Consider the following 19,481-nt stretch of genomic DNA (forward strand, 5'->3'; position numbering starts at 1 on the left):
GATCGACAGCTATTCTATACGGTAGTACAGTTGTAAATCTACAACGGGTGCGCCGTCGAGCGAGTCCCACGAAATTCCAGTGACCAGTGGGTCGAGGCACCACAATAGTGTCGATGCGGTCACCGACAGTAATCGGCAGGAAAATCGGTATCAGCGACTCGGTATCAGTAGTCTAACACGACGTGTGGTGGAAACCCATCACGTACCGAACGACTGTAGACTACACGCCGGGCGAGGGGCGTCCTCGTCGCTGTGCTGGCGGTACGTGTCTGCCCACCCTCGTCTTTCTCGAGTCGACCCGCGCCTGTTTGACGATGTAAAACTATTTGATGGCGCAGCTAGTACGTGCTGACATGAACGAGCGCCACTCGGGGACGGGAAAGACGATCAAATCGGTCGAGCGCATGATTCGGATCCTCGATGCGATTCGATACCGGGAGCGAGCGGGCGTCACGGAACTCGCCGCCGCGCTCGATATGTCCAAGAGCACGGTCCACCACTACGTCAAAACGTTGGAGATCCACAACTGTCTCGAGAAAGTCAACGGGGAGTACCAGCTCGGACTCCGATTTCTGACGTACGGCGGACAGGCCCGCGCCAACCAGCAACTCTACCGATTGGCGAAGAAGAACATCGACCAGCTCGCCGAGCAGACCGGCGAAGAGGTCCGACTCGTCGTCGAACAGCGCGGGCACGGAGTCACGCTATACCAGTCCGAGGGAGAGCACGTCGACCGAACCAGATCGTACGTCGGACAGGTCGAACAGCTCCACTGTACTGCCGCCGGGAAGGCGTTCCTGTCGGCGCTGCCGGAACGCCGTGTCGCGGACCTGCTCGAGGAGATGGAGCTGACCGAGTACACGTCCCAGACGATCACGAGTCGGGACGAGCTGCTGGCCGAACTCGAGCGGACCAGATCCCGGGACGTCGCGTTTGACGATGAGGAACAGTACGAGGGCGTTCGTTGCGTCGCCGTCCCTATCACCGACCGCTCGGAGGATCTGCTGGGTGCAATCAGCATCTCCGCGCCGAGGGAACGTCTCGAGGGGGACCGGTTCCGAACGCGAATACCAAACCAACTCCACAACGTCGGCGGCGTCGTAGAGTTGAACACCACGTACTCCGAGTGGGAGGGGGTTTCGGGGTAGTCGTCTCAGAGATCGATCGGAGTCGTTTACCCATGTCAAACGAGTTTTGGGGTATGATAGTACGCATCCACGTAACGCGTCGGTATTTGTCGTCCACTCGGCTGTCGGGCCACGGTTCCGTACGGTGGTGTACTGGTTTTCCAGGGCCGTGGCTATCCGACGCGCAACCCGTTTCACACTGTCAACTACGCGGGCGCGTTCCGCTGAGAGACCCTGCACGCAAAGATTTTTCATACGCGAAATTAGAGCTACGGACGAAGATCAAACGCGTCCGACAGCAGTGTGCCGTGGTAAACGGTTCGGCTGGCCCACCCACTGCGTCGGAACGGACCCAACACATGACACGGCCGAATTCATCGCAGCGACGACACCCGCAGTATCACTCGCTGAACGGACGCTGGCAGTTTCGAGCCGACGGCGAAGACGGCTGGACCACCGGAACGGTTCCCGGCGATGTCTACTCCGATCTGGTCGACGCCGGGACGATCGCGGATCCGTACGACGGCGACACCGAACTCGACGTTCAGTGGGTCGGCGAGACCGACTGGACGTACCGGCGAACGTTCGAACTGGACGCCGCGGTACTCGATCACGATCGGATCGTCCTCGAGTGTCTCGGGATCGACACGGTCGCGGAGATTTCGGTCAACGGGACGACCGTCGGGACCACCGACAACATGCACCGGCAGTATCGATTCGATCTCGCCGACGTTCTCGAGCCGGGATCGAATCGAATCACCGTTCGGTTTCGCTCCCCGGTCGAATACGCCGCGGCGAAGAAAGCGACCCATCCCTACGAGGTGCCCTTGATCCGATATCCGGTTGATCAGCCGGGTAGAAACTTCGTCCGTAAGGCGCAATGTCATTTCGGCTGGGACTGGGGTCCCTGTCTCCCGGGCGTCGGTATCTGGCGCGATATCCGGATCGTCGGCTACTCGAGCCCGCGAATCGAATACACGACGACGGACCAGGACCATCACGACGACGGCGACGTTACGGTTTCGGCCCGCGTCGGTCTGGACGTCCCGAATTCGGGCGCGTACGATCTCGTCGCCTCGATCGACGGCGAGACGACCAGTCGCGAGGTCGTGTGCGACTCCGGGAGCGAGACGGTTGACCTGGAGCTGACGGTGCCCGATCCCGATCTGTGGTGGCCGAACGGATACGGGGAGCAGCCGCTTTCGACCCTCGAGATAACCGTCACGGACGGCGCGACGACCCATTCGATCGAAGAACGGATCGGGTTTCGAGAGCTCTCTCTCGTTCGGGAGGACGACGACGGCGGCGAGACGTTCCAGTTCGAAGTCAACGGCGTCCCGGTGTACGCCAAGGGGGCGAACTGGATCCCGACGGAGAACATGCGCGGCCGGGTCGACGAGGGAGATTACGAATCCCTGCTCTCGAGCGCCGCCGAGGCGAACATGAACATGCTCCGGGTCTGGGGCGGCGGCTACTACGAGTTGGATCGATTCTACGAGCTGTGTGACGAACTCGGCCTGCTCGTCTGGCAGGATTTCATGTTCTCGTGTGCGCTGTATCCGGCGACCGACGAGTTCCTCGAGACCGTCGAAGCGGAGGTTCGCGATCAGGTGCGTCGGCTCGCGAACCATCCGTCGATCGCGCTCTGGTGTGGAAACAACGAGAACGAGATGTCGCTCGTCAGCTGGTTCGCGGAGGACGACCACATCGACGAGCTCTACGGGGACTACGAGCGCCTTCAGGAGAGGATCGCGCCGGTCGTCGCCGAGGAGGATCCGTCGCGAACGTTCTGGCCCGGATCGCCCTCGAGCGGCGGCTTCGTCGGCGACGACGGCGGGCTCGACCCTTACGACGAGGGACGTGGCGATCTGCACTACTGGGACGTCTGGCACGACGGCGAGCCCTTCGAGGCGTACGAATCCGTCGAGCCCCGCTTCGTCTCCGAGTTCGGCTACCAGTCGTTCGCGTCGACCGAGCTGTTGTCGTCGGTCGTCCCCGAGGACCAGCTAAACCCGACCGCGCCGATCATGGAACACCACCAGCGAAACGAGGGCGGGAATCGACGCATCCTCCAGCGGATGGCAGATCAGTTCCGTATCCCCTTCTCGTTCGAGAAGCTGGTGTCTCTGAGCCAGATACAGCAGGCGCTGGCGATGCAGACCGCCATCGAGCACTGGCGCCGATGCAAACCGCACTGTATGGGAACGCTGTACTGGCAGCTCAACGATCTCTGGCCGTGTGCCTCCTGGTCCTCGATCGAGTACGGCAACCGGTGGAAGGCGCTTCACTACGTCGCGAGACGGCTCTACGCACCGGTGCTGGTCTCGACGGTCGTCGACGAGGAGTCCGACGAGCTCACGGTGTGGCTGACGAGCGATCGTCCGGAGCCCGTTGCGGGGACGCTTTCGATCGACGCCTACACTCACGACGGCGAGCGCGTATCGTCTCAGGAGACGAGCGTCTCCCTCGAGGCACAGGCGAGCCGATCGGTGGCGACGATCTCGCTCGCGGACGGGCCGCTCGGCGACGTCCCGTCGTCGTCGCTGCTCGTTCGTGCGTCCTACGACGGGCGCGAGGGAGGGGGCGGTGGCGAGCGAGTCGAGAGCTACCCGGCTGTCACCGTCTTCGAACCGTACAAACACCTCGACCTTCCCGACCCCGAGCTACGGGTCGATGTCGACGGAACCGATATCGCCCTCAAGACGACCACCACGGCGCTGTTCGTCGCACTCGAGACACCGTCGCTGTCCGGCACGTTCTCGGACAACTACTTCCACCTCGTGCCCGGAGAGCGACGGACGGTCGCCTTCGATTCGACCGAAGGGGTTGACGAACAGGCGCTTCGCGAGGCGCTGACGGTTACGCACCTTCGGGACTCGAGCTGACCGTCGGCCGTTTGCTCGGAGCAAAGCGGCGAAACTGACTCGGTACCGGCCGTTCTCCGTCGTTCTCCGTCCGCGTTCCCGCCAATAGCTTTACCACCCGCTTCGAGAAACGTTCGGTATGGAACTGACGACGTTCGACGGCGCGCTGTTAGTGTACAACTACGCGGTTATCCTCTCCGGCGGCGCGATCGTGCTTTCTTTGGACGTTCAAAGCCGGACCGGGCTGCTCGTCATCGGTTTACTCGTCGCGGTCTTCTGGACGGGATACTTCAAGTTCGTGATGATCCAGCGACTTCCGGAGCGTCAACGTGAGTAACGTGACCGCTGAGACGACGGCGACGAGACGGTTCGTTCGCGACCGTCGTTCTTGGCCAGCGTCGTCGCTGCGTGTGGGCAGTATCGGCCGTCCACATTCCGCGTTACCCTGGGAGTGGATTTATGTCGCTGGCGGCGAACCAACAACCGATGGACCGCGCACTTATCGTCCTCGAACCGACGGAAACGGGTCGACGACTTCTTCAGGAAGCGGGCGAACTGGCGGCCGGTGTCGACGCACGACTCGACGTCCTCTCGCTCGTCACTCCCGAGGAGTACGAAAGCGATATCGGCGTGCTCGAGACGATCGCCGCCGAGGAGAGCACGTCGTTCGGTGACAGATCGGCCGAGACCTACGCCACGGAGACGGGGAAGAAGTTGGCGGGCGAAACGCTCGACGGACTCGGCGTCGACTATGCGGTCGAGGGACGGGAGATCGACGGCGACGAGAAGGGCCAACTCGTCGTCGAGACGGCGGAACGAAACGGCTGTGATCACGTCTTCGTCACCGGCGCTCGCCGGTCGCCGACGGGAAAGGCCATCTTCGGCGACTTCGCCCAGGGAGTCATCCTGAACTTCGACGGCTGTACGACGATTCTGACCGACGACACCGAGTGATCGGCTGTCGCTGTCAGCAGCTTTATCAGATGGGGGAGTCGTTGTCGAGGTATGGTTCAGACCGCGATCCAACTGTACACGCTGCGTGATATCGATTCCCCGCTGCCCGACGTCCTCGACCTTGTCGGGGAAACCTCGTTCGACGGCGTCGAGTTCGCCCATCGCGTCGGCAGCGACGATACCGATATCGGGGCCGTCCGCGACGCGCTCGAGCGCAACGACCTCGCCCCGGCCGCAGCCCACGTGGGACTCGAGGCCTTCGAGGAGCGGTACGAAGAGACGGTCGAACTGTACGAGCGACTCGACTGCGAGACGCTCGTCATCCCGTGGCTCGAGCCCGAACAGTTCGACTCGCGAGAGACGGTCGCGGACGTCGCGACCAGACTCCGGACCGTCGCCGACGACCTCGACGACGACGGGTTCTCGCTCCACTATCACAATCACGACCAGGAGTTCGCTCCCGTCGGGGACCACACGGGGATGGACGAACTGCTCGCCCGAATCGACGAGCTGGGGTTCGAGATCGATCTCGGCTGGGTCGGGGTCGGCGGTGCAGATCCGGTCGCGTTCGTCGATCGGTACGCCGACCGTATTTCTCACGTCCACTTCGCCGACGCCGACGTGGACTCGGCGAGCGCCGCCGAACTGGGCGCGGGCGACCTCGACGTCGAGGCGTCACTGGATGCAGTCGGGCGTGCGGACGTCGAGTGGTACATCTACGAACACGACGAGCCGAGCGATCCCCATGAATCGCTCGCTCACGGTGCAGAAACGCTCGAGTCGTTTCGGTAGTTACGACCGATCCGTCGGTGAATCGGGGGCGAGCGCGCCGGATTCGACCATCTCCTCGAACGGATTGCCGTCGATTTCGAGCGGGAATTCTACTCGTCCGCGCCTGCGGGCGGATTCGTAGCCGCCGAAGAGGATCTCCGCGGTGTTCAGTCCGAGTCGACCGCTGAGTGCCGGCTGGTCACCCGACTCGAGCGATTCGATAACGTGTTCGACGGCGCGGTCGTGTAACAACGAGCCGTATCGAGCCTCGGGTTCGGCGTTGGTTCGGTGGATATCTTCGCCGTCGACGTCGATCGCCGTCCGCTCTCCCTCGCGCTCGAGTTCGAGCATCGGCCCGTCTTCGACGTCGATTCGGATCGTCCCTTCGGTGCCGCGGAGGAGGAACGCCGAATCGGTCAGTCCGCTTCCCGCACCGGTCGACAGCACGCCGCGGACGCCGTTTGCGTACGCCCACTGGACCCACATCTGATTCTCCTGATGGAGCCCGAACCGAACGTCCTCGGTCCGATAATCGAGCTGTCCGATGACCCACTCCGCGGGCCGGTCACCGGCGAACATGCCGGCGAGATCGACGGAGTGGGCCCCGGTATCGTAGAAGTCGCCCCAGCCGATTTCGACGCGCTCGAGGCTCCCGATTCGGCCGTCCTCGAGCAGCCGTTTCGCCTCGGTGAACGGCTTTGCGAACCGTCGTTGACGGTTGAACGTGAGCTGCGTGTCGTAGCGCCAGCAGGTCTGGACCATCCGCTGGGCGCTCGCCCACGTGTCCGCCATCGGTTTCTCGCAGTGGATCGCCGCGACCGCGTCGTGTTTCGCACAGCCGACGACGAGCTGTTCGTGCGCCACCGGCGCGACGGCGATGCTCACCACGTCCGGTCGTACCTCCTCGAGAAGCCGCTCGTAGTCCTCGTAGACGTTTCCCTCGGGAAGATCGAACGCTTCGGCGAACGCGGTTCCGTGCTCGGACACGAGATCCGCACACGCGACGATCTCGCAGTCGTCGTGGCTCCGAAACCCCTCCGCGTGTCGATATCCCATTGCGAACCCGTCGACGGTCGGATCCGACGGATCCGGACCCGTACCGATAATCGCGACTGTATGCTGACTCATCTTCGTCCGTACTTCGTGATCCGACACCTATGAGTTTCGGTTTCGTCGATCGCATCGCGGACCGTTCGGTACCGGTAGCTGAGCACAACAATTAATACGCGACCGCACACATCCGACTACGTGTGATCCAAACCAAGGAACGACGGGGGCTGGCGTTGCAATGAGTATGAGCACTCGCGAGCGGTTCTGGGACATCGTCTGTGATTTTCGTGCACAGTTTCGGCTGCTGTTGTTCTTCCTGACGACGCTGCTCGTCCTGACGGTGGTGACGATGCTGCTCGGCGAGCAGCGGACCGATGCGTACGTCATCTCGCTCGTCACGATCGCGCTCTTGCTCGCCACCATCGTTCCGGTCAGTTACTGCGTGTGGCGGTGTGGCACGAGCGAAAACGAGTTCGAAACCGACCGCGAGTGATCGATCGTTCGGTTCAGCTGCCGTCGGTTCCCAGTCGACTCGTCCCATCGTCGACGACATGTCCGCGAACCAACCCGTAAATATATGTGGATCTATTGTGAAGATATCGCCCGTGACTAGTCAGCAAGATCGATCGGCGCAACTGAAAGCGGCGGTGCAATCGAAGTCGACGGCGATCGAGCCGTCGGTCGTGGAGAAACAGCTCACCGCGACGGGTGCGGCGGATCGGGGGATCGCGCTTCAGGCGGTGTCGCTACTCGTTAGGGAGTCACCCGATCAAGCGGTAGCGTTCGCCGACCGGGTTACCGAACTGCTCGAGGACGACGTCCTCGCCGTCAGGGCTGCGGCCGCGCTGGCGGCGATGTCGCTCGCGGAGCATCGCCCGGAATCGATTCACCAGGCGATCCCCTCCCTCGTCGAACTGTTGGACGAGGACCCCCCGCTGTTACGGTTCAGGGCTGCGGGTGCGCTCGCGCCCCTCACTGACTCCCATCCCGAGACGTTTTCCGATCACGTCGACAGTCTCGTTCGGTCGCTCCGCCACGGGCCGCGGTTCGAGACGGACCTCCAGAGCGTGGCCCAATCGTCGGATCTCACGGCCGAACAGAAGACCCAGCGACTGTCGGTGCTCAAGAGCCGGACCGACGAACTGGAACGGGGGAAGATCCGATCGGCGGGGACTCGCGAGGTGATCGTCAACACGCTCGTCGAAGTCACCCGCGTCGATCCCGAGGCGTGTACGGCTCACCGATCCGATCTCGTCGCCGCGCTCTCGGACGACGATCCCGCCGTCCGCGCCGGCGCGGTCGAGATCGTCCGCCACCTCGCGGACGCCGATCCGGCGTTCGCCGAGCAGACTGTCGACCCATTGCTCACGCGACTCGAGGACGAGGCTGCGTTCGCTCGAGCCCGAGCCGTCCGCGCGCTCGGATTTCTCGAGGCGACTGACGCGATCGATCCCCTTTCCGAACTGGCTCGGCACGAATCGAACGCGGAGCTCGCGGAGCTTGCAGCAGATACCGCCGACTGGTTAGGTTCTGTCGAAGCCGAGAACGCCGTCTAAGTCGATTTTTCCGGGAAGAATTTGCGTTTCTTCGATATATTGTGGGATCAATATCGAACCCAATGATTTATAGGAATCAACTACAAATCGGATACTGTATGGCAGACTATGACGCGGTAGTGTCACGGAGAAATGTAATGGCAATTACAGGGGCTGCCGGTGCAGCCGCGCTGGCCGGCTGTTTTGGTGGTGACGACGATTCGGACGGCGAAACGGTAAACCCAGATCAGGAGGTTCCGGACCACGCCGACGCGTACTTCCGGACCGCCGACGGTGAACACCAAATTACCGACTTCCAGTACAACCCGCACATCTGGGGCGGGTTCTCGCACATCCAGTTCGCGCTGTTCGACGAGTGGGCGCAGTACCTCATCGATCAGGACGAGTACTACCCGCACTTCGTCGAGGACTGGGAGTTCGAGGACGGACTCGCGCGGCTTCACCTCCGAGATGATTACACCTGGGGGAACGGCGACGACATCACCGCCGAGGACCTCGTGATGCAACTCCACCTTGGCGAGGCGTTGGACGACGACCTCTTCGAGTTCACGGATCCCGACGACATTCAGGCCGTCGACGAGACGACGATCGAGATCGAGTTCGACGAGGGAACGAATCGGGACATACTCCGGCACATCGTCCTGGACCGCTCGCTGGATCACCCGCCCGCGGACTGGGGTGACGCGTACGAGGAACTGCAGGACGAGGGTGAGGTCAATATGTTCGATGTCGATATCGACGAGCCAACCCCGTCGGGCCCCGTCGAACTCGGGGACGTCGGCGAACAGGAGGCACAGTTCGATATTCGTGAGGATCATCCGCTTTCGGACAACTACAACTGGAACGGCTACCAGATAGGGTACCGTTCGGGCAACGAGGCCTTCCACCAGTCGTTCGCGTCTCAGGAGCTTCACGGCATTCACAGTCTGTTCGCCGGCCCCGGCGCACAGGGACAGTTCCCGAACACGCTCGAGCAGATCCAGATACCGGGCGGGTTCGGGATGGGGATCGTGTTCAACCACGATCACGAACACTACGGGGACCGCGAGGTGCGACAGGCGGTCGCCTACGCCATCGACACGGAAGAGTCCATTCTGACGGTCGGTGCGGACACGAAACTGGAGTTCCCGGTCCAGAGCGGGCTCACCGTGCCGGCGACCGAGGAGTGGCTCGACGTCGACGAGTACGAAAGCTACGATCAGGACCTCGACATGGTCGAGGAGTTGCTGCAGGAGGCCGGCTTCGAGCGCAACGGCGACGACGTCTGGGAGCGAGACGGCTCCGTGCTGGCGGCCGAACTTCAGGGGCCACAGGGGTGGGGTGACTGGATCACGCCGCTCAGTACGATCGTCGATCAGTTGAACCAGGCCGGCTTCGAGGCCACGCTCAACTCGGTCGATCAGGGCGTCTGGTCCGAGAACCTCACGAACGGTGACTTCAACGTGGCCGCGTACGGTCACACCGAGGGCGGCAACGCTGCGATGAACTATCCGTTCTTCTCGTTCAGCTGGAAGTTCGAGAATCGCGATCACACCGGCGACGGCTTCTTCAACTACCCGGAAGACGAGGAGATCACGGTGCCCGACGGGGACGGCGGCGAGATCAGCGTCAACCCTCGCGAGGAGCTCAACACGATCGCAAACACCAACGACGAGTCGACGATTCAGGAGAGCGTCGAACGGCTCGCACGGCTGTTCAACGAGGATCTCCCGATGTTCCTCGCCCAGGAGAAGTACGAGCAGTCGTTCATCGACCGGGACGGGTGGGAGTTCCCCCGCGAGGAGGATTCACAGCACTTCCAGGCGTTCTGGCCGCTCTACTGGCTCCCGAAGCAGGACGAACTCAAGGCCACCGTAGCCGCGGAGTAGCACGTGAGACCACAAACATATTAGTAATACCAAGATGAGTGCTTCTCTATGAGATGGGTTATCAAACGGACCGGGCAAGCGATCTTCACCCTCTGGGCAGTCGCGACGCTGTCGTTTGGGCTGATCCGACTCATGCCCGGTGGAGCGGCGGACGTGATGGCGTCCAGGCTCCAACAGCAGTCGAGCGGGTCCAATTTGAACCGCGAACAGCTTCGGGAGATGGTCGCGTCGCAACTCAACGTCGACCCCGATGCACCGATACACGAGGCGTACTACCAGTACATGTCCAGCCTGGTGCAGGGTGATCTCGGCACCTCCGTCCGTTACAACGGCCGAGAGGTCTCCGCGATCATCGCGGATACGCTTCCGTGGACGCTGTTTCTCATGTCGATCGCGACGCTCGGCATGTTCGCGATCGCGCTCTCGCTGGGCGCGATCATGGCGTACAGGGAGGGTTCGACCTTCGATCTGGCCAACACGGGTGTCGGGATCTTCCTCAGTTCGATCCCGTACTACGTGGCGGCCGTCGTCTTCATCGCGATCCTCGGCCATCGGACGCCGCTGTTCCCGGTTCGCGGTCGGTATCCGTCGGGCGTCGATCCGGGGCTGAGTTTCGAGTTCATCTTCGGCGCGTTTCACCACGCGATGTTGCCCGCACTCTCGTTCATTATCACGGGATACGGACTGCTCGCGCTGACGATGCGAGGGAACAGCATTCAGGTCCTCGGCGAAGACTACGTCCGGGTCGCCCAACTTCGCGGCCTCCCGGACCGACGGATCGCGCTTCGCTACGTCGGACGAAACGCCGTACTGCCGCTGTACACGAGTCTGTTGATCTCCATCGGGTTCATGTTCGGCGGCTCGATCATCCTCGAGATCCTCTTCCAGTACCGCGGCATCGGGTTCGAGATGAACGAAGGCATTATCTTCCGGGATATGCCGCTGATGATGGGGACGTTCCTCGTGATTACGTTAGGCGTTGTTATCGCGATCTGGATCGGTGACGCAACGTACGGAAAGCTAGATCCGCGTATCAAATCGGGTGATGAGGGTGAAGCGTACTGACGACGCACGCGCCGACGGCGACGCGCGCACCGACGGCGGCATGTTCGCACGATCTGAGATTACCGAGGTCACCCGGAAACAGCGCTTCGGTGAGTGGTTCAGCGAGTCCATCGCCGAACCGGCCCGCATCGCCTGGTCCGATTGGCGGACGAAGATCGGGCTCTCGATCATCCTCCTGTTCTTACTGATGGGGCTGGTCGCGTGGGTCTCCGCCTCGACGTGGTGGCTGCTCGATCGGCTCGTCCTGATTGAGCCGCCGATCTCGGGACAGGGACACCCGCGGCTCCAGCCGCTCGAGGACATGAGCCATCCGCTGGGTACCGACATGAACGGTCGGGACATGATCTCCGGAATCGTTCACGCCACGCCGACGATGATTCAGATGATCCTCGCGGGCGCAGTCTTCACGATCATCGTCGCGACGATCGTCGGGACCGTCGCCGGCTACAAGGGTGGTCGAACCGAGACCGTATTGATGACGCTGAGCGACGTGGCGATGACGATCCCCGGTCTACCGCTCGTAATCGTCCTCGTGGTTCTCATCGAGCCCCAGTCGCCGGTGTTGATCGGGATCATCATCACGATCAACGTCTGGGCGGGTATCGCCCGGACGATCCACTCGCAGGTGCTTTCGTTGCGCGAAAACGCGTACGTTGAAGCGTCGCGGACGATGGGGATCGGGACGCGCTCGATCATTCAGAAGGACATCCTTCCCAACCTGATGCCGTACGTACTCGTCAACTTCGTCTACGCGTCGCGACGAGTGATCTACGACAGCGTCGCGCTGTACTTCCTCGGCTTCCTCTCTTTTCGAGGCGTCGAGAACTGGGGTGTCATGATGAACCTCGCGTACGAGAATGCGAGCGCGCTGTTGAACCCCAACGCGACGTACATGCTGTTGGTTCCGATGATGCCGATCGTGATCCTCTCGTTCGGGCTCATGCTGTTCGCACAGGGGACCGACAGACTGTTCAACCCGCGCGTCCGGACTCGACACGAAGGCGAAACGAAGACCGAGGACGATGACACTGATCCCATGACACAGGTGGCACAATGAGTGACGCAGACTTCACCCCCGATCGGAAGCTGTACCAGACGACCGACCCGATCGTCGAACTGCGAGACGCCGAGGTCTACTTCGAGATGGACCGTGGCGTCTCGCGAGTCCTCGACAACGTCAATCTCGACGTGCAGCGAAACGAGATCCTCGGTATCGTCGGCGAGAGCGGGAGCGGGAAGTCGATGCTCGCCTCCGCGATGCTCGACGCCGTCGTCGATCCGGGCGTGCTCTCCGGGCAGATTACGTACTACCCGGCGGGCGAGGAGCCGGTCGACGTACTGGATCTCGACACCCGCGAGCTGAAACGGCTCCGCTGGGAACGCATCTCGATGGTGTTCCAGGGCGCGATGAGCTCGTTCAACCCGACGATGCGGGTCGGCGTCCACTTCGAGGAGACGCTTAGCGCGCACAACTACGACGTCTCCGAAGGGATGGAACGCGCAAAGGAGTTGCTCGCGGATCTCTATCTCGAGCCCGAGCGCGTCCTCGGCGCGTACCCACACGAGCTAAGCGGCGGGATGAAACAACGCGCGCTCATCGCGCTGTCGGTGATCCTCGAGCCGGACGTGCTCGTCATGGACGAGCCGACGGCGGCGCTGGATCTGTTGATGCAGCGGTCGATCCTCTCGTTGCTCGAGGGACTCAAGGAAAAGTACGATCTGACGCTCGTGTTCATCACGCACGACCTGCCGCTGGTCGCCGAGTTGGCCGACCGGATGGCCGTGATGTACGCGTTCGAGATGGTCGAGATCGGCCCGACCGACGAGATTCTCGAACACGCAGCCCACCCCTACACGCGGGCGCTGTTGAACTCGACGCCGAATCTCGATGCACCGCTGGATGAGATGCAGGCGATCGAGGGATCGGCACCGGACCCGGTCAACGTTCCGGCCGGCTGTTCGTACCATCCGCGCTGTCCGCTTGCAACGGAGGAGTGCGTCGAATCCGATCCCGACTACTCTCAGGTATCAGGAGCACACAACGTAACCTGCCATCACTGGACCGAGGCGGCCGCGGAGATACCGCTCACCGTCGATTCGGCGACGGAGACCAGAGCCGAGGTGGAGTTCGCGACGGACGGCGAAGGCGATCCTACCGACGGCGCGGGCCACGGGGGTGAGTGCCGATGAGCCGCGACCCCCTCGTTTCGCTCGAGGATGTCGAGGTCCACTTCGAGGAGGAGAAAGGACTGTTCGACTTCGGTGACCCGGACGTCGTTCGTGCGGTCGACGGCGTCTCGCTCGACATCGAGGAGAACGACGTCGTCGCCCTCGTCGGGGAATCAGGCTGCGGCAAGACCACGCTCGGGAAGACCTCGATCGGCCTCCAGCGGCCGACCGGCGGCAGCGTTCGCTACCGTGGACAGGATATCTGGGACGCGAAGGACAACCGCGGAGACGTCGACATTCCGTTCGAGGAAATTCGTCGGTCGCTCCAGATCATCCATCAGGATCCCGGGAGTTCGCTCAATCCGAACCGTCGCGTAATGAAAATCCTCGAGGCCCCGCTGAAGCGGTGGCAACGAGACATGAGCGCGGGGGACCGACGTCGAGAAGTGCTCACGATGCTCGAGCGCGTCGGCATGACGCCCCCGGAAGACTACGCGGGTCGGTACCCACACCAGCTTTCCGGCGGCGAAAAGCAACGCGTCGCGCTGATTCGGGCGCTGTTAATGGATCCCGATCTCATCCTCGCGGACGAGGCGATCAGCGCGCTGGACGTCTCCCTGCGCGTCGAGATGATGGATCTGATGCTCGAACTCCAAGAGCAGTTCGACACCTCCTTCGTCGCCGTCTCACACGACCTCTCGAACGCGCGGTACTTCGCCTCGCACGGCGGCGGTCGGATCGGCGTGATGTATCTGGGGCGACTCGTCGAGATCGGGACGCCCGAACAGATTATCAACGATCCCCAACACCCCTACACGAAGGTCCTCCGGTGGGCGACGCCCGATCTGCGGGCCGGCTCCAGCTCCGAGGGACCGCCCGTTCGCAAGATCGACATCCCCGATCCGAAGAACCCGCCCTCGGGCTGTCGGTTCCACACGCGGTGTCCGAAAGCCCGCGAGGCGTGTCGCAGCCAACAGCCACGGAGCTATCGACTCGACGAGGACCACGAGGCCGCCTGCTTCCGTCTGGAGCAAGACCACGAGTACTGGTCGAGCGATCCGCTTCCGGACACCGAACCAGACGCGGACGACCGGTCTTCCACCGCGCCTTCGACACAGGACTGATCGTTCGCTGCGTCTCAACCAGTTCGGACGGTGTTCGTTCGGTATAATCCGATTCATTCCAATTATAAATAAATTGTTTTAAGTACATACGGGGAATAACTCATATATGTCCAGACAGACAACCTCCGGTCCGAGAGCTGACACGCTCTCACAACTCCTCTCGGAGCTTTCCCTTGAGGAGAAGGTGGGACAGCTCGTCGGAACCTACATCGGATCGATGGATCGTGACGTAACCGTCGAGGACGCGAAACGGGAGATCGTCGACGAGAACGTCGGTAGCGTCGCCGCCTTCGGGATCGGCGTCTCTCGGTATCACGAGCCCGAGCGGGTCGCCGAAATCGCGAACGAACTCCAGCGCACCGCGCTCGAGGAGACCAGTCACGGGATCCCGCTCCTGTTGCCGGTCGATGCGGTCCACGGTCACGCGTACGTCCACGACGCGACGGTTTTCCCGCACGGCCTCGGCGTCGCCGCTAGCCGTTGTCCCGAACACGCCCGTACCGCCGGCGAGATCACCGCAACCGAGATGCGAGCGACCGGCGCGAATCTCAACTACGGGCCGACCGCCGACCTCGCGCGCGATCAGCGCTGGGGGCGCACGTTCGAGACCTACGGCGAGAGCCCGCTGCTGTGTGGCTCGTTCAGCGCCGCGGCGATCGAGGGGCTCCAATCGAACACGCGCGGCCCGTCGGTCGCGGCGACGGTCAAACACTTCCCGGCCTACGGCGACCCGGAGGCCGGCGAGGACGCCGCCGTCGTCGATCGATCGGCGAGCACGCTGTACGGGCAGTTTCTCCCGTCGTTCGAGGCGTCGCTCGAGCCCGAACCCGCCGTCGTCATGCCGTGTTACAACTCGATCGACGGCGAACCCGCACACGGCTCGCGTCGGTATCTCACCGACCTGCTTCGCGAGCGGCTCGGATTCGACGGCGTCGTGGTTTCGGACTGGGGCGGCATCGACATGCTCCACGAGGACCACCGAGTGACGGCCTCACAGCGCGATTCCGCGAAACGGACGCTCGAGGCCGGGCTGGACCACATCTCGATCGGCCACGGCGAGTTCGCCTCGCATCTGTGCTCGCTCGTCGAGGACGGGGAGCTGTCCGAGAGCCGCATCGATGAGGGGGTAGCGCGCATCCTCTCGCTCAAAGCCGAACTCGGGCTGTTCGAGGATCCGTTCGTCGAGGTCGAGCGGACGACGACCCACATCGGAACGGACGAGCACAGGGAGGCGGCCTATAGCGCAGCGCGGGACGCACAGACGCTCCTGAAGAACGAGGGCGGCCTGTTGCCGCTTTCGAACTCGCTCGACTCCGTTCTCGTGACGGGGCCGAACGCGGACTCCCTGAAACACCAGTACGGCGGCTGGAGCGTCCAGGATCCCAAACCCGACTCCGGGACGACCGTCCTCGACGGGATCGAGAGCCGCGCCGATGCGGCGACGACCGTCAGCTACGAACCCGGTGCGACGACGACCGAATCGCTCGATCTCGAGTCGGTCGAGAGCGCGGCGGCCGAGTCCGACGTCGCCGTCGCCGTCTGCGGCGAAAACTGGTACTTCCACGAGTTCGGGCCGCGGGAGGTCGCGGGCGACACCGGCACCTTCCCGACGCGAACGCAACTGGGGCTGCCCCCGGCACAGCGGGCGCTCCTCGAGACGCTCGAGCGGGTCGACACGCCGACCGTCCTGGTGACGATTACGGGCCGACCGCTGGCGCTCTCCTGGGCCGACGAACACGTCCCGGCGATTCTTCAGTCGTACTACCCCGGGAGCGAGGGCGGACGCGCCGTCGCCGACGTCCTCTTCGGCGACCACAACCCCGCCGGTCGGCTCCCGATCACGACCCCTCGGTCCGGGAGCCAACTGCCCGTTCGGTTCAACCACTACGCACATCCGCGGCCGATCGGACGCAACGAGCATCCCGACACCTACGACCCGTTGTACGAGTTCGGACACGGGCTGAGCTACACCGAGTTCGAGCACTCCGACTTCGCGGTTTCCTCGACCGAAATCGGGCCCGCGGAGTCGGTGACGGCACGGATTACGGTCGAAAACGTCGGCGACCGCTCCGGGAGGCGGACGCTCGATTTCTTCCTGCGAGACGAGGTCAGCTCCCGCGTCCGCCCGGTCAGGGAGCACGTCGGCTTCGCGACCGTCGACCTGGAACCCGGCGAGTCGACGACGGCCGACGTACCGATTCCGAACGACGCCCTCGCTGTCACCGACTCGCGCGGTCGCAAGACCGTCGAATCGGGGTCGTTCGAACTCGTCTGCGAAGAGCAGTCGACGTCGTTCACCGTTCGATAACCGCTTCGATACTGGAAGCTACTCGCTCGAGGCCGCTTACAGCCGCTCGAGCGCGGCGATACACTCCAGCAGCGCTCGGCCGTTGTGGTACGCCGCCTTGTAGACGGCGCCCTTATGGCCGACGGGGTCTCCGTTCTCGTCGATGCCGGAGTGCCACTCGCCGTGTTCGCGGTCGATCTGGTACTGATCGAGGAACGCCCACGTTTCGGCGAAGACCTCGAAGTAGCGCTCGTCGCCGGTGCGTTCGTAGGTGCGCAGGGCGCTGGTCATACACTCGGCTTGGACCCACCAGGCTTTGATCCGGAAACTCGCGGGTTCGTCGAAGCCGCCGTAGAAGTAGAAGCCGCCGTCTTCGTCGTCGTAGCCGTACTCGAGGGAGTAGTCCCAGAGCGTCTCGAAGAACTCGCGGTAGAGAGCCGTCGAAACGCCGAGCGCGTCGGCGGCCTCCATGACGAGCCAGACGTTCTCGAGGTCGTGTCCGTACGAGACGACCTGAAACGCCTCGTCGTCGATCTTGGGCGACCAGTCGGGATTGTACTTGTCCGTACAGAAGCCGCGTTTTTTCCGGTAGACCGTGTTGGTGAGGATGGCGAGCAGTTCGTGCAAGCGGTCGCGTCCGCGGTCGGTGCCGAACGCCTCGTAGTAGGTCGTAAACGCCTCCATGAGGTGGAGGTGGGTGTTCATCAGCTTCAGCGTCGGATCGAGGACGCTGTCGCCCGACTCCTTGGGGGACCAGTCGGGCTCGATGTTCTCGAGGTAGGTCTGGCCCTCGGTGATCGGCTCCCACTCGGGCGTGAAGTACTCGACGTAGCCGCCGTGCTCGTCGTCTTTTGCGTGTTCGTCCAGCAGATCGACGAGTTCGTGGGCGTAGTCGGCCGCCTCGTCGTCCCCGGTGGCGCGGACGTACTCCGAGAGCGCGTAGAGACCGAACGACTGTCCGTACAGGTGTTTGTTCGGTTTGCTCGTTGTCCCGTCGCGTTCGACTTCCCACACGAAGCCGCCGTTGGCCTCGTCCCACATCTCGCCGAGCAGAAACGCGAGTCCGTGGTCGGCGATCTCGCGGTACTCGTCGCCGTACCCCTCGCGGGCGAGGCGTGCCGTCAACCAGACCATGCGCGCCTGCGTGACGACCTGCTTGTTCCCGTTGCCGGCGAACGCGCCGCGTTCGTCGTAACTCGTGAGGAAGCCGCCGTGCTCGTCGTCGACGCTCCGCGGGAACCAGAACCCGAGGACGTTGTCGGTCAGCGTCTGCTCGAGCGACGAGCGATACTCGTCCGTTCGCGTGGCTAAATCGGCCATGACGCGTCGTCGATAGGACGAATCGGGAGATAATAATACCGATATCGGCGGTTCCTCGGCGGCGGCCGTACGCGTCCGAGGCTGCGCTCCCACGACGCCGTCTGGATGTCTTCGTCTTTCGGTAGGTTCACAGTTGACGAACTCGTGTTCCGTCGACACGTACAGTCATCGGAGAGTGTAGACATCACCTATTACTGGTTGGTAATCCCCTATTAGTATGACAGATCGTAGCGGGCACCATAGCCCGCCGTGGCCGATCGTTGCCCCGTAATGCGCCTCCATCAATCCGCGCTACCGGTATCCGAATCGGGGCCGGTACTCGAGCGTCCTCCCGTCGGAGAGACGCGTTCTGACATACTAAATCTAATTTACTATGACAGAATATAGTACATTCATTGATATACGTCTTATGCTGGAATCTATGGAAGATACGCGAACCATTTCGTCGGTAAGATGCGATATCGCGATCGTAATATCTAATTACCAAAACATACGGGTATCTATCGATGTATAGGGATACTGCTGTACTGTTTGGTGATGGAAAACAGGAAAGGATAGTATCAGTACAGCCGGAGATCATCACACGCCAGACGGACAGAAAGACGATCCACATACAATCAGTACTCACAGCGACAGCGACGTTCGGCATCCGCATTCGAGCGTCGAGACATAGTACCGGCCACCCTCTCAGCACGATCTGCGAGAGACGTTCGGTGCTCGGTTCGTCGGCGCGAGTTGGCGCGATCAGTCCAGTTCGGGCAGATACTCGGTGTTCGCCTCGAGTAAGTCGCGCTCGCCGGTCGCACGGTGGTGGGCGACGGCGGCCTCGACGAGGTGGCCCGCACAGTACAACTCGTGCATCATGTTGAGGTTCGTCCACCGTTTCTCGGGCTCCTCGAGCACGAAGTAGGTGTTCAGATAGCCGGTATCGTCCTGTGCCGCGGCGACGAGGTCGATCACTTCGTCGACCCGCTCGCGGAGGCCGGAATCGTCGTGCGTCGCGAGAACGTAACTCGCCGCCTCGAGCCACTTGTAGGCGTCCGAGTCGGCGAACCAGATGCCCTGGAATCCGCCGCGGTCGTCCGCCCGTCCGTCCGGCGCGGCGGCGGCCCGCCGGAAGTTCTCGAGGCAGTCGCTCGTCTTGAGGTGGTCGTACTGGTACTCGAGGGTGACCTCGCGGTTCCGTTCGAGCCGCGAGTTCCAGAACTCGTCGTCGATCGTGACGTCGGTCAGGTCGACCGACTCGGCGTGACGAAGCGTCTGCATTGTATGGTAGTTACAGGGATAGTACTGTAATTCCTCGGAGCGTTGCTCGACGAGACAGGG

The 19,481-nt window shown here is 62.6% G+C and carries 15 protein-coding genes and 1 pseudogene; 13 read left to right on the forward strand and 3 right to left on the reverse strand.

Translation table 11 applies throughout. The features are described from left to right. The first annotated feature begins 353 nt into the window (after positions 1-353). From ACSFC5_RS20230 to ACSFC5_RS20250, 5 genes are all read left to right on the forward strand, one after another. Entirely contained in the window at positions 354-1,148 is a 795-nt protein-coding gene (locus tag ACSFC5_RS20230; protein WP_440767028.1) for an IclR family transcriptional regulator, read from the forward strand. A 338-nt stretch (positions 1,149-1,486) separates the two neighbouring features. Further along, complete coding sequence (locus ACSFC5_RS20235; protein ID WP_440767029.1) at positions 1,487-4,012, forward strand: beta-mannosidase; 2,526 nt, start codon at positions 1,487-1,489, stop codon at positions 4,010-4,012. Positions 4,013-4,130: 118 nt separating this feature from the next. Further along, positions 4,131-4,328: a DUF8074 family membrane protein gene (locus tag ACSFC5_RS20240; RefSeq protein WP_440767030.1), complete on the forward strand. Its 198-nt coding sequence runs from the start codon at positions 4,131-4,133 to the stop codon at positions 4,326-4,328. Between the two features lie 149 nt (positions 4,329-4,477). Beyond that, positions 4,478-4,945, forward strand: coding sequence for a universal stress protein (locus ACSFC5_RS20245; RefSeq protein WP_440767031.1), 468 nt, complete (start codon positions 4,478-4,480; stop codon positions 4,943-4,945). 51 nt (positions 4,946-4,996) lie between these two features. Then, the gene (locus ACSFC5_RS20250; protein WP_440767032.1) at positions 4,997-5,737 is read left to right on the forward strand and encodes a sugar phosphate isomerase/epimerase family protein; all 741 of its coding nucleotides are present in this window, start codon (positions 4,997-4,999) and stop codon (positions 5,735-5,737) included. Here ACSFC5_RS20250 and ACSFC5_RS20255 read toward each other — a convergent pair whose 3' ends face one another. Continuing rightward, positions 5,738-6,844 (reverse strand): Gfo/Idh/MocA family protein, encoded by a 1,107-nt coding sequence (locus tag ACSFC5_RS20255; RefSeq protein WP_440767033.1) that lies wholly within the window; start codon positions 6,842-6,844, stop codon positions 5,738-5,740. A 166-nt stretch (positions 6,845-7,010) separates the two neighbouring features. Between ACSFC5_RS20255 and ACSFC5_RS20260 the strand changes: the two genes are divergently transcribed. From ACSFC5_RS20260 to ACSFC5_RS20295, 8 genes are all read left to right on the forward strand, one after another. Further along, entirely contained in the window at positions 7,011-7,259 is a 249-nt protein-coding gene (locus tag ACSFC5_RS20260; protein WP_440767034.1) for a hypothetical protein, read from the forward strand. 112 nt (positions 7,260-7,371) lie between these two features. Then, positions 7,372-8,322: a HEAT repeat domain-containing protein gene (locus ACSFC5_RS20265; RefSeq protein ID WP_440767035.1), complete on the forward strand. Its 951-nt coding sequence runs from the start codon at positions 7,372-7,374 to the stop codon at positions 8,320-8,322. A 137-nt stretch (positions 8,323-8,459) separates the two neighbouring features. Then, positions 8,460-10,190, forward strand: coding sequence for an ABC transporter substrate-binding protein (locus tag ACSFC5_RS20270; RefSeq protein WP_440767036.1), 1,731 nt, complete (start codon positions 8,460-8,462; stop codon positions 10,188-10,190). A gap of 48 nt (positions 10,191-10,238) precedes the next feature. After that, positions 10,239-11,255 carry an ABC transporter permease gene (locus tag ACSFC5_RS20275; RefSeq protein ID WP_440767037.1) on the forward strand — a complete coding sequence of 339 codons (1,017 nt, stop codon included), beginning with the start codon at positions 10,239-10,241 and terminating at the stop codon, positions 11,253-11,255. Next, positions 11,236-12,312, forward strand: a complete 1,077-nt coding sequence (locus ACSFC5_RS20280; RefSeq protein ID WP_440767038.1) for an ABC transporter permease — start codon at positions 11,236-11,238, stop codon at positions 12,310-12,312. The genes ACSFC5_RS20275 and ACSFC5_RS20280 overlap by 20 nt, the downstream gene beginning before the upstream one ends. Next, the gene (locus ACSFC5_RS20285; RefSeq protein WP_440767039.1) at positions 12,309-13,445 is read left to right on the forward strand and encodes an ABC transporter ATP-binding protein; all 1,137 of its coding nucleotides are present in this window, start codon (positions 12,309-12,311) and stop codon (positions 13,443-13,445) included. Before ACSFC5_RS20280 ends, ACSFC5_RS20285 begins: the two co-directional genes overlap by 4 nt. Next, positions 13,442-14,548 (forward strand): ABC transporter ATP-binding protein, encoded by a 1,107-nt coding sequence (locus ACSFC5_RS20290; protein WP_440767040.1) that lies wholly within the window; start codon positions 13,442-13,444, stop codon positions 14,546-14,548. Before ACSFC5_RS20285 ends, ACSFC5_RS20290 begins: the two co-directional genes overlap by 4 nt. Positions 14,549-14,654: 106 nt before the next feature. Then, the gene (locus tag ACSFC5_RS20295; RefSeq protein ID WP_440767041.1) at positions 14,655-16,856 is read left to right on the forward strand and encodes a glycoside hydrolase family 3 N-terminal domain-containing protein; all 2,202 of its coding nucleotides are present in this window, start codon (positions 14,655-14,657) and stop codon (positions 16,854-16,856) included. A gap of 36 nt (positions 16,857-16,892) precedes the next feature. On the opposite strand, the gene ACSFC5_RS20300 is transcribed toward ACSFC5_RS20295, so the two are convergent. After that, positions 16,893-18,155 carry an AGE family epimerase/isomerase gene (locus ACSFC5_RS20300; protein ID WP_440767042.1) on the reverse strand — a complete coding sequence of 421 codons (1,263 nt, stop codon included), beginning with the start codon at positions 18,153-18,155 and terminating at the stop codon, positions 16,893-16,895. A 747-nt stretch (positions 18,156-18,902) separates the two neighbouring features. Continuing rightward, positions 18,903-19,421: pseudogene (locus tag ACSFC5_RS20305) on the reverse strand (beta-L-arabinofuranosidase domain-containing protein); the annotation flags it as partial. Between the last annotated feature and the right edge of the window lie 60 nt (positions 19,422-19,481).

This window comes from Natronorubrum marinum (genome assembly GCF_052040125.1).
Taxonomy (GTDB): domain Archaea; phylum Halobacteriota; class Halobacteria; order Halobacteriales; family Natrialbaceae; genus Natronorubrum.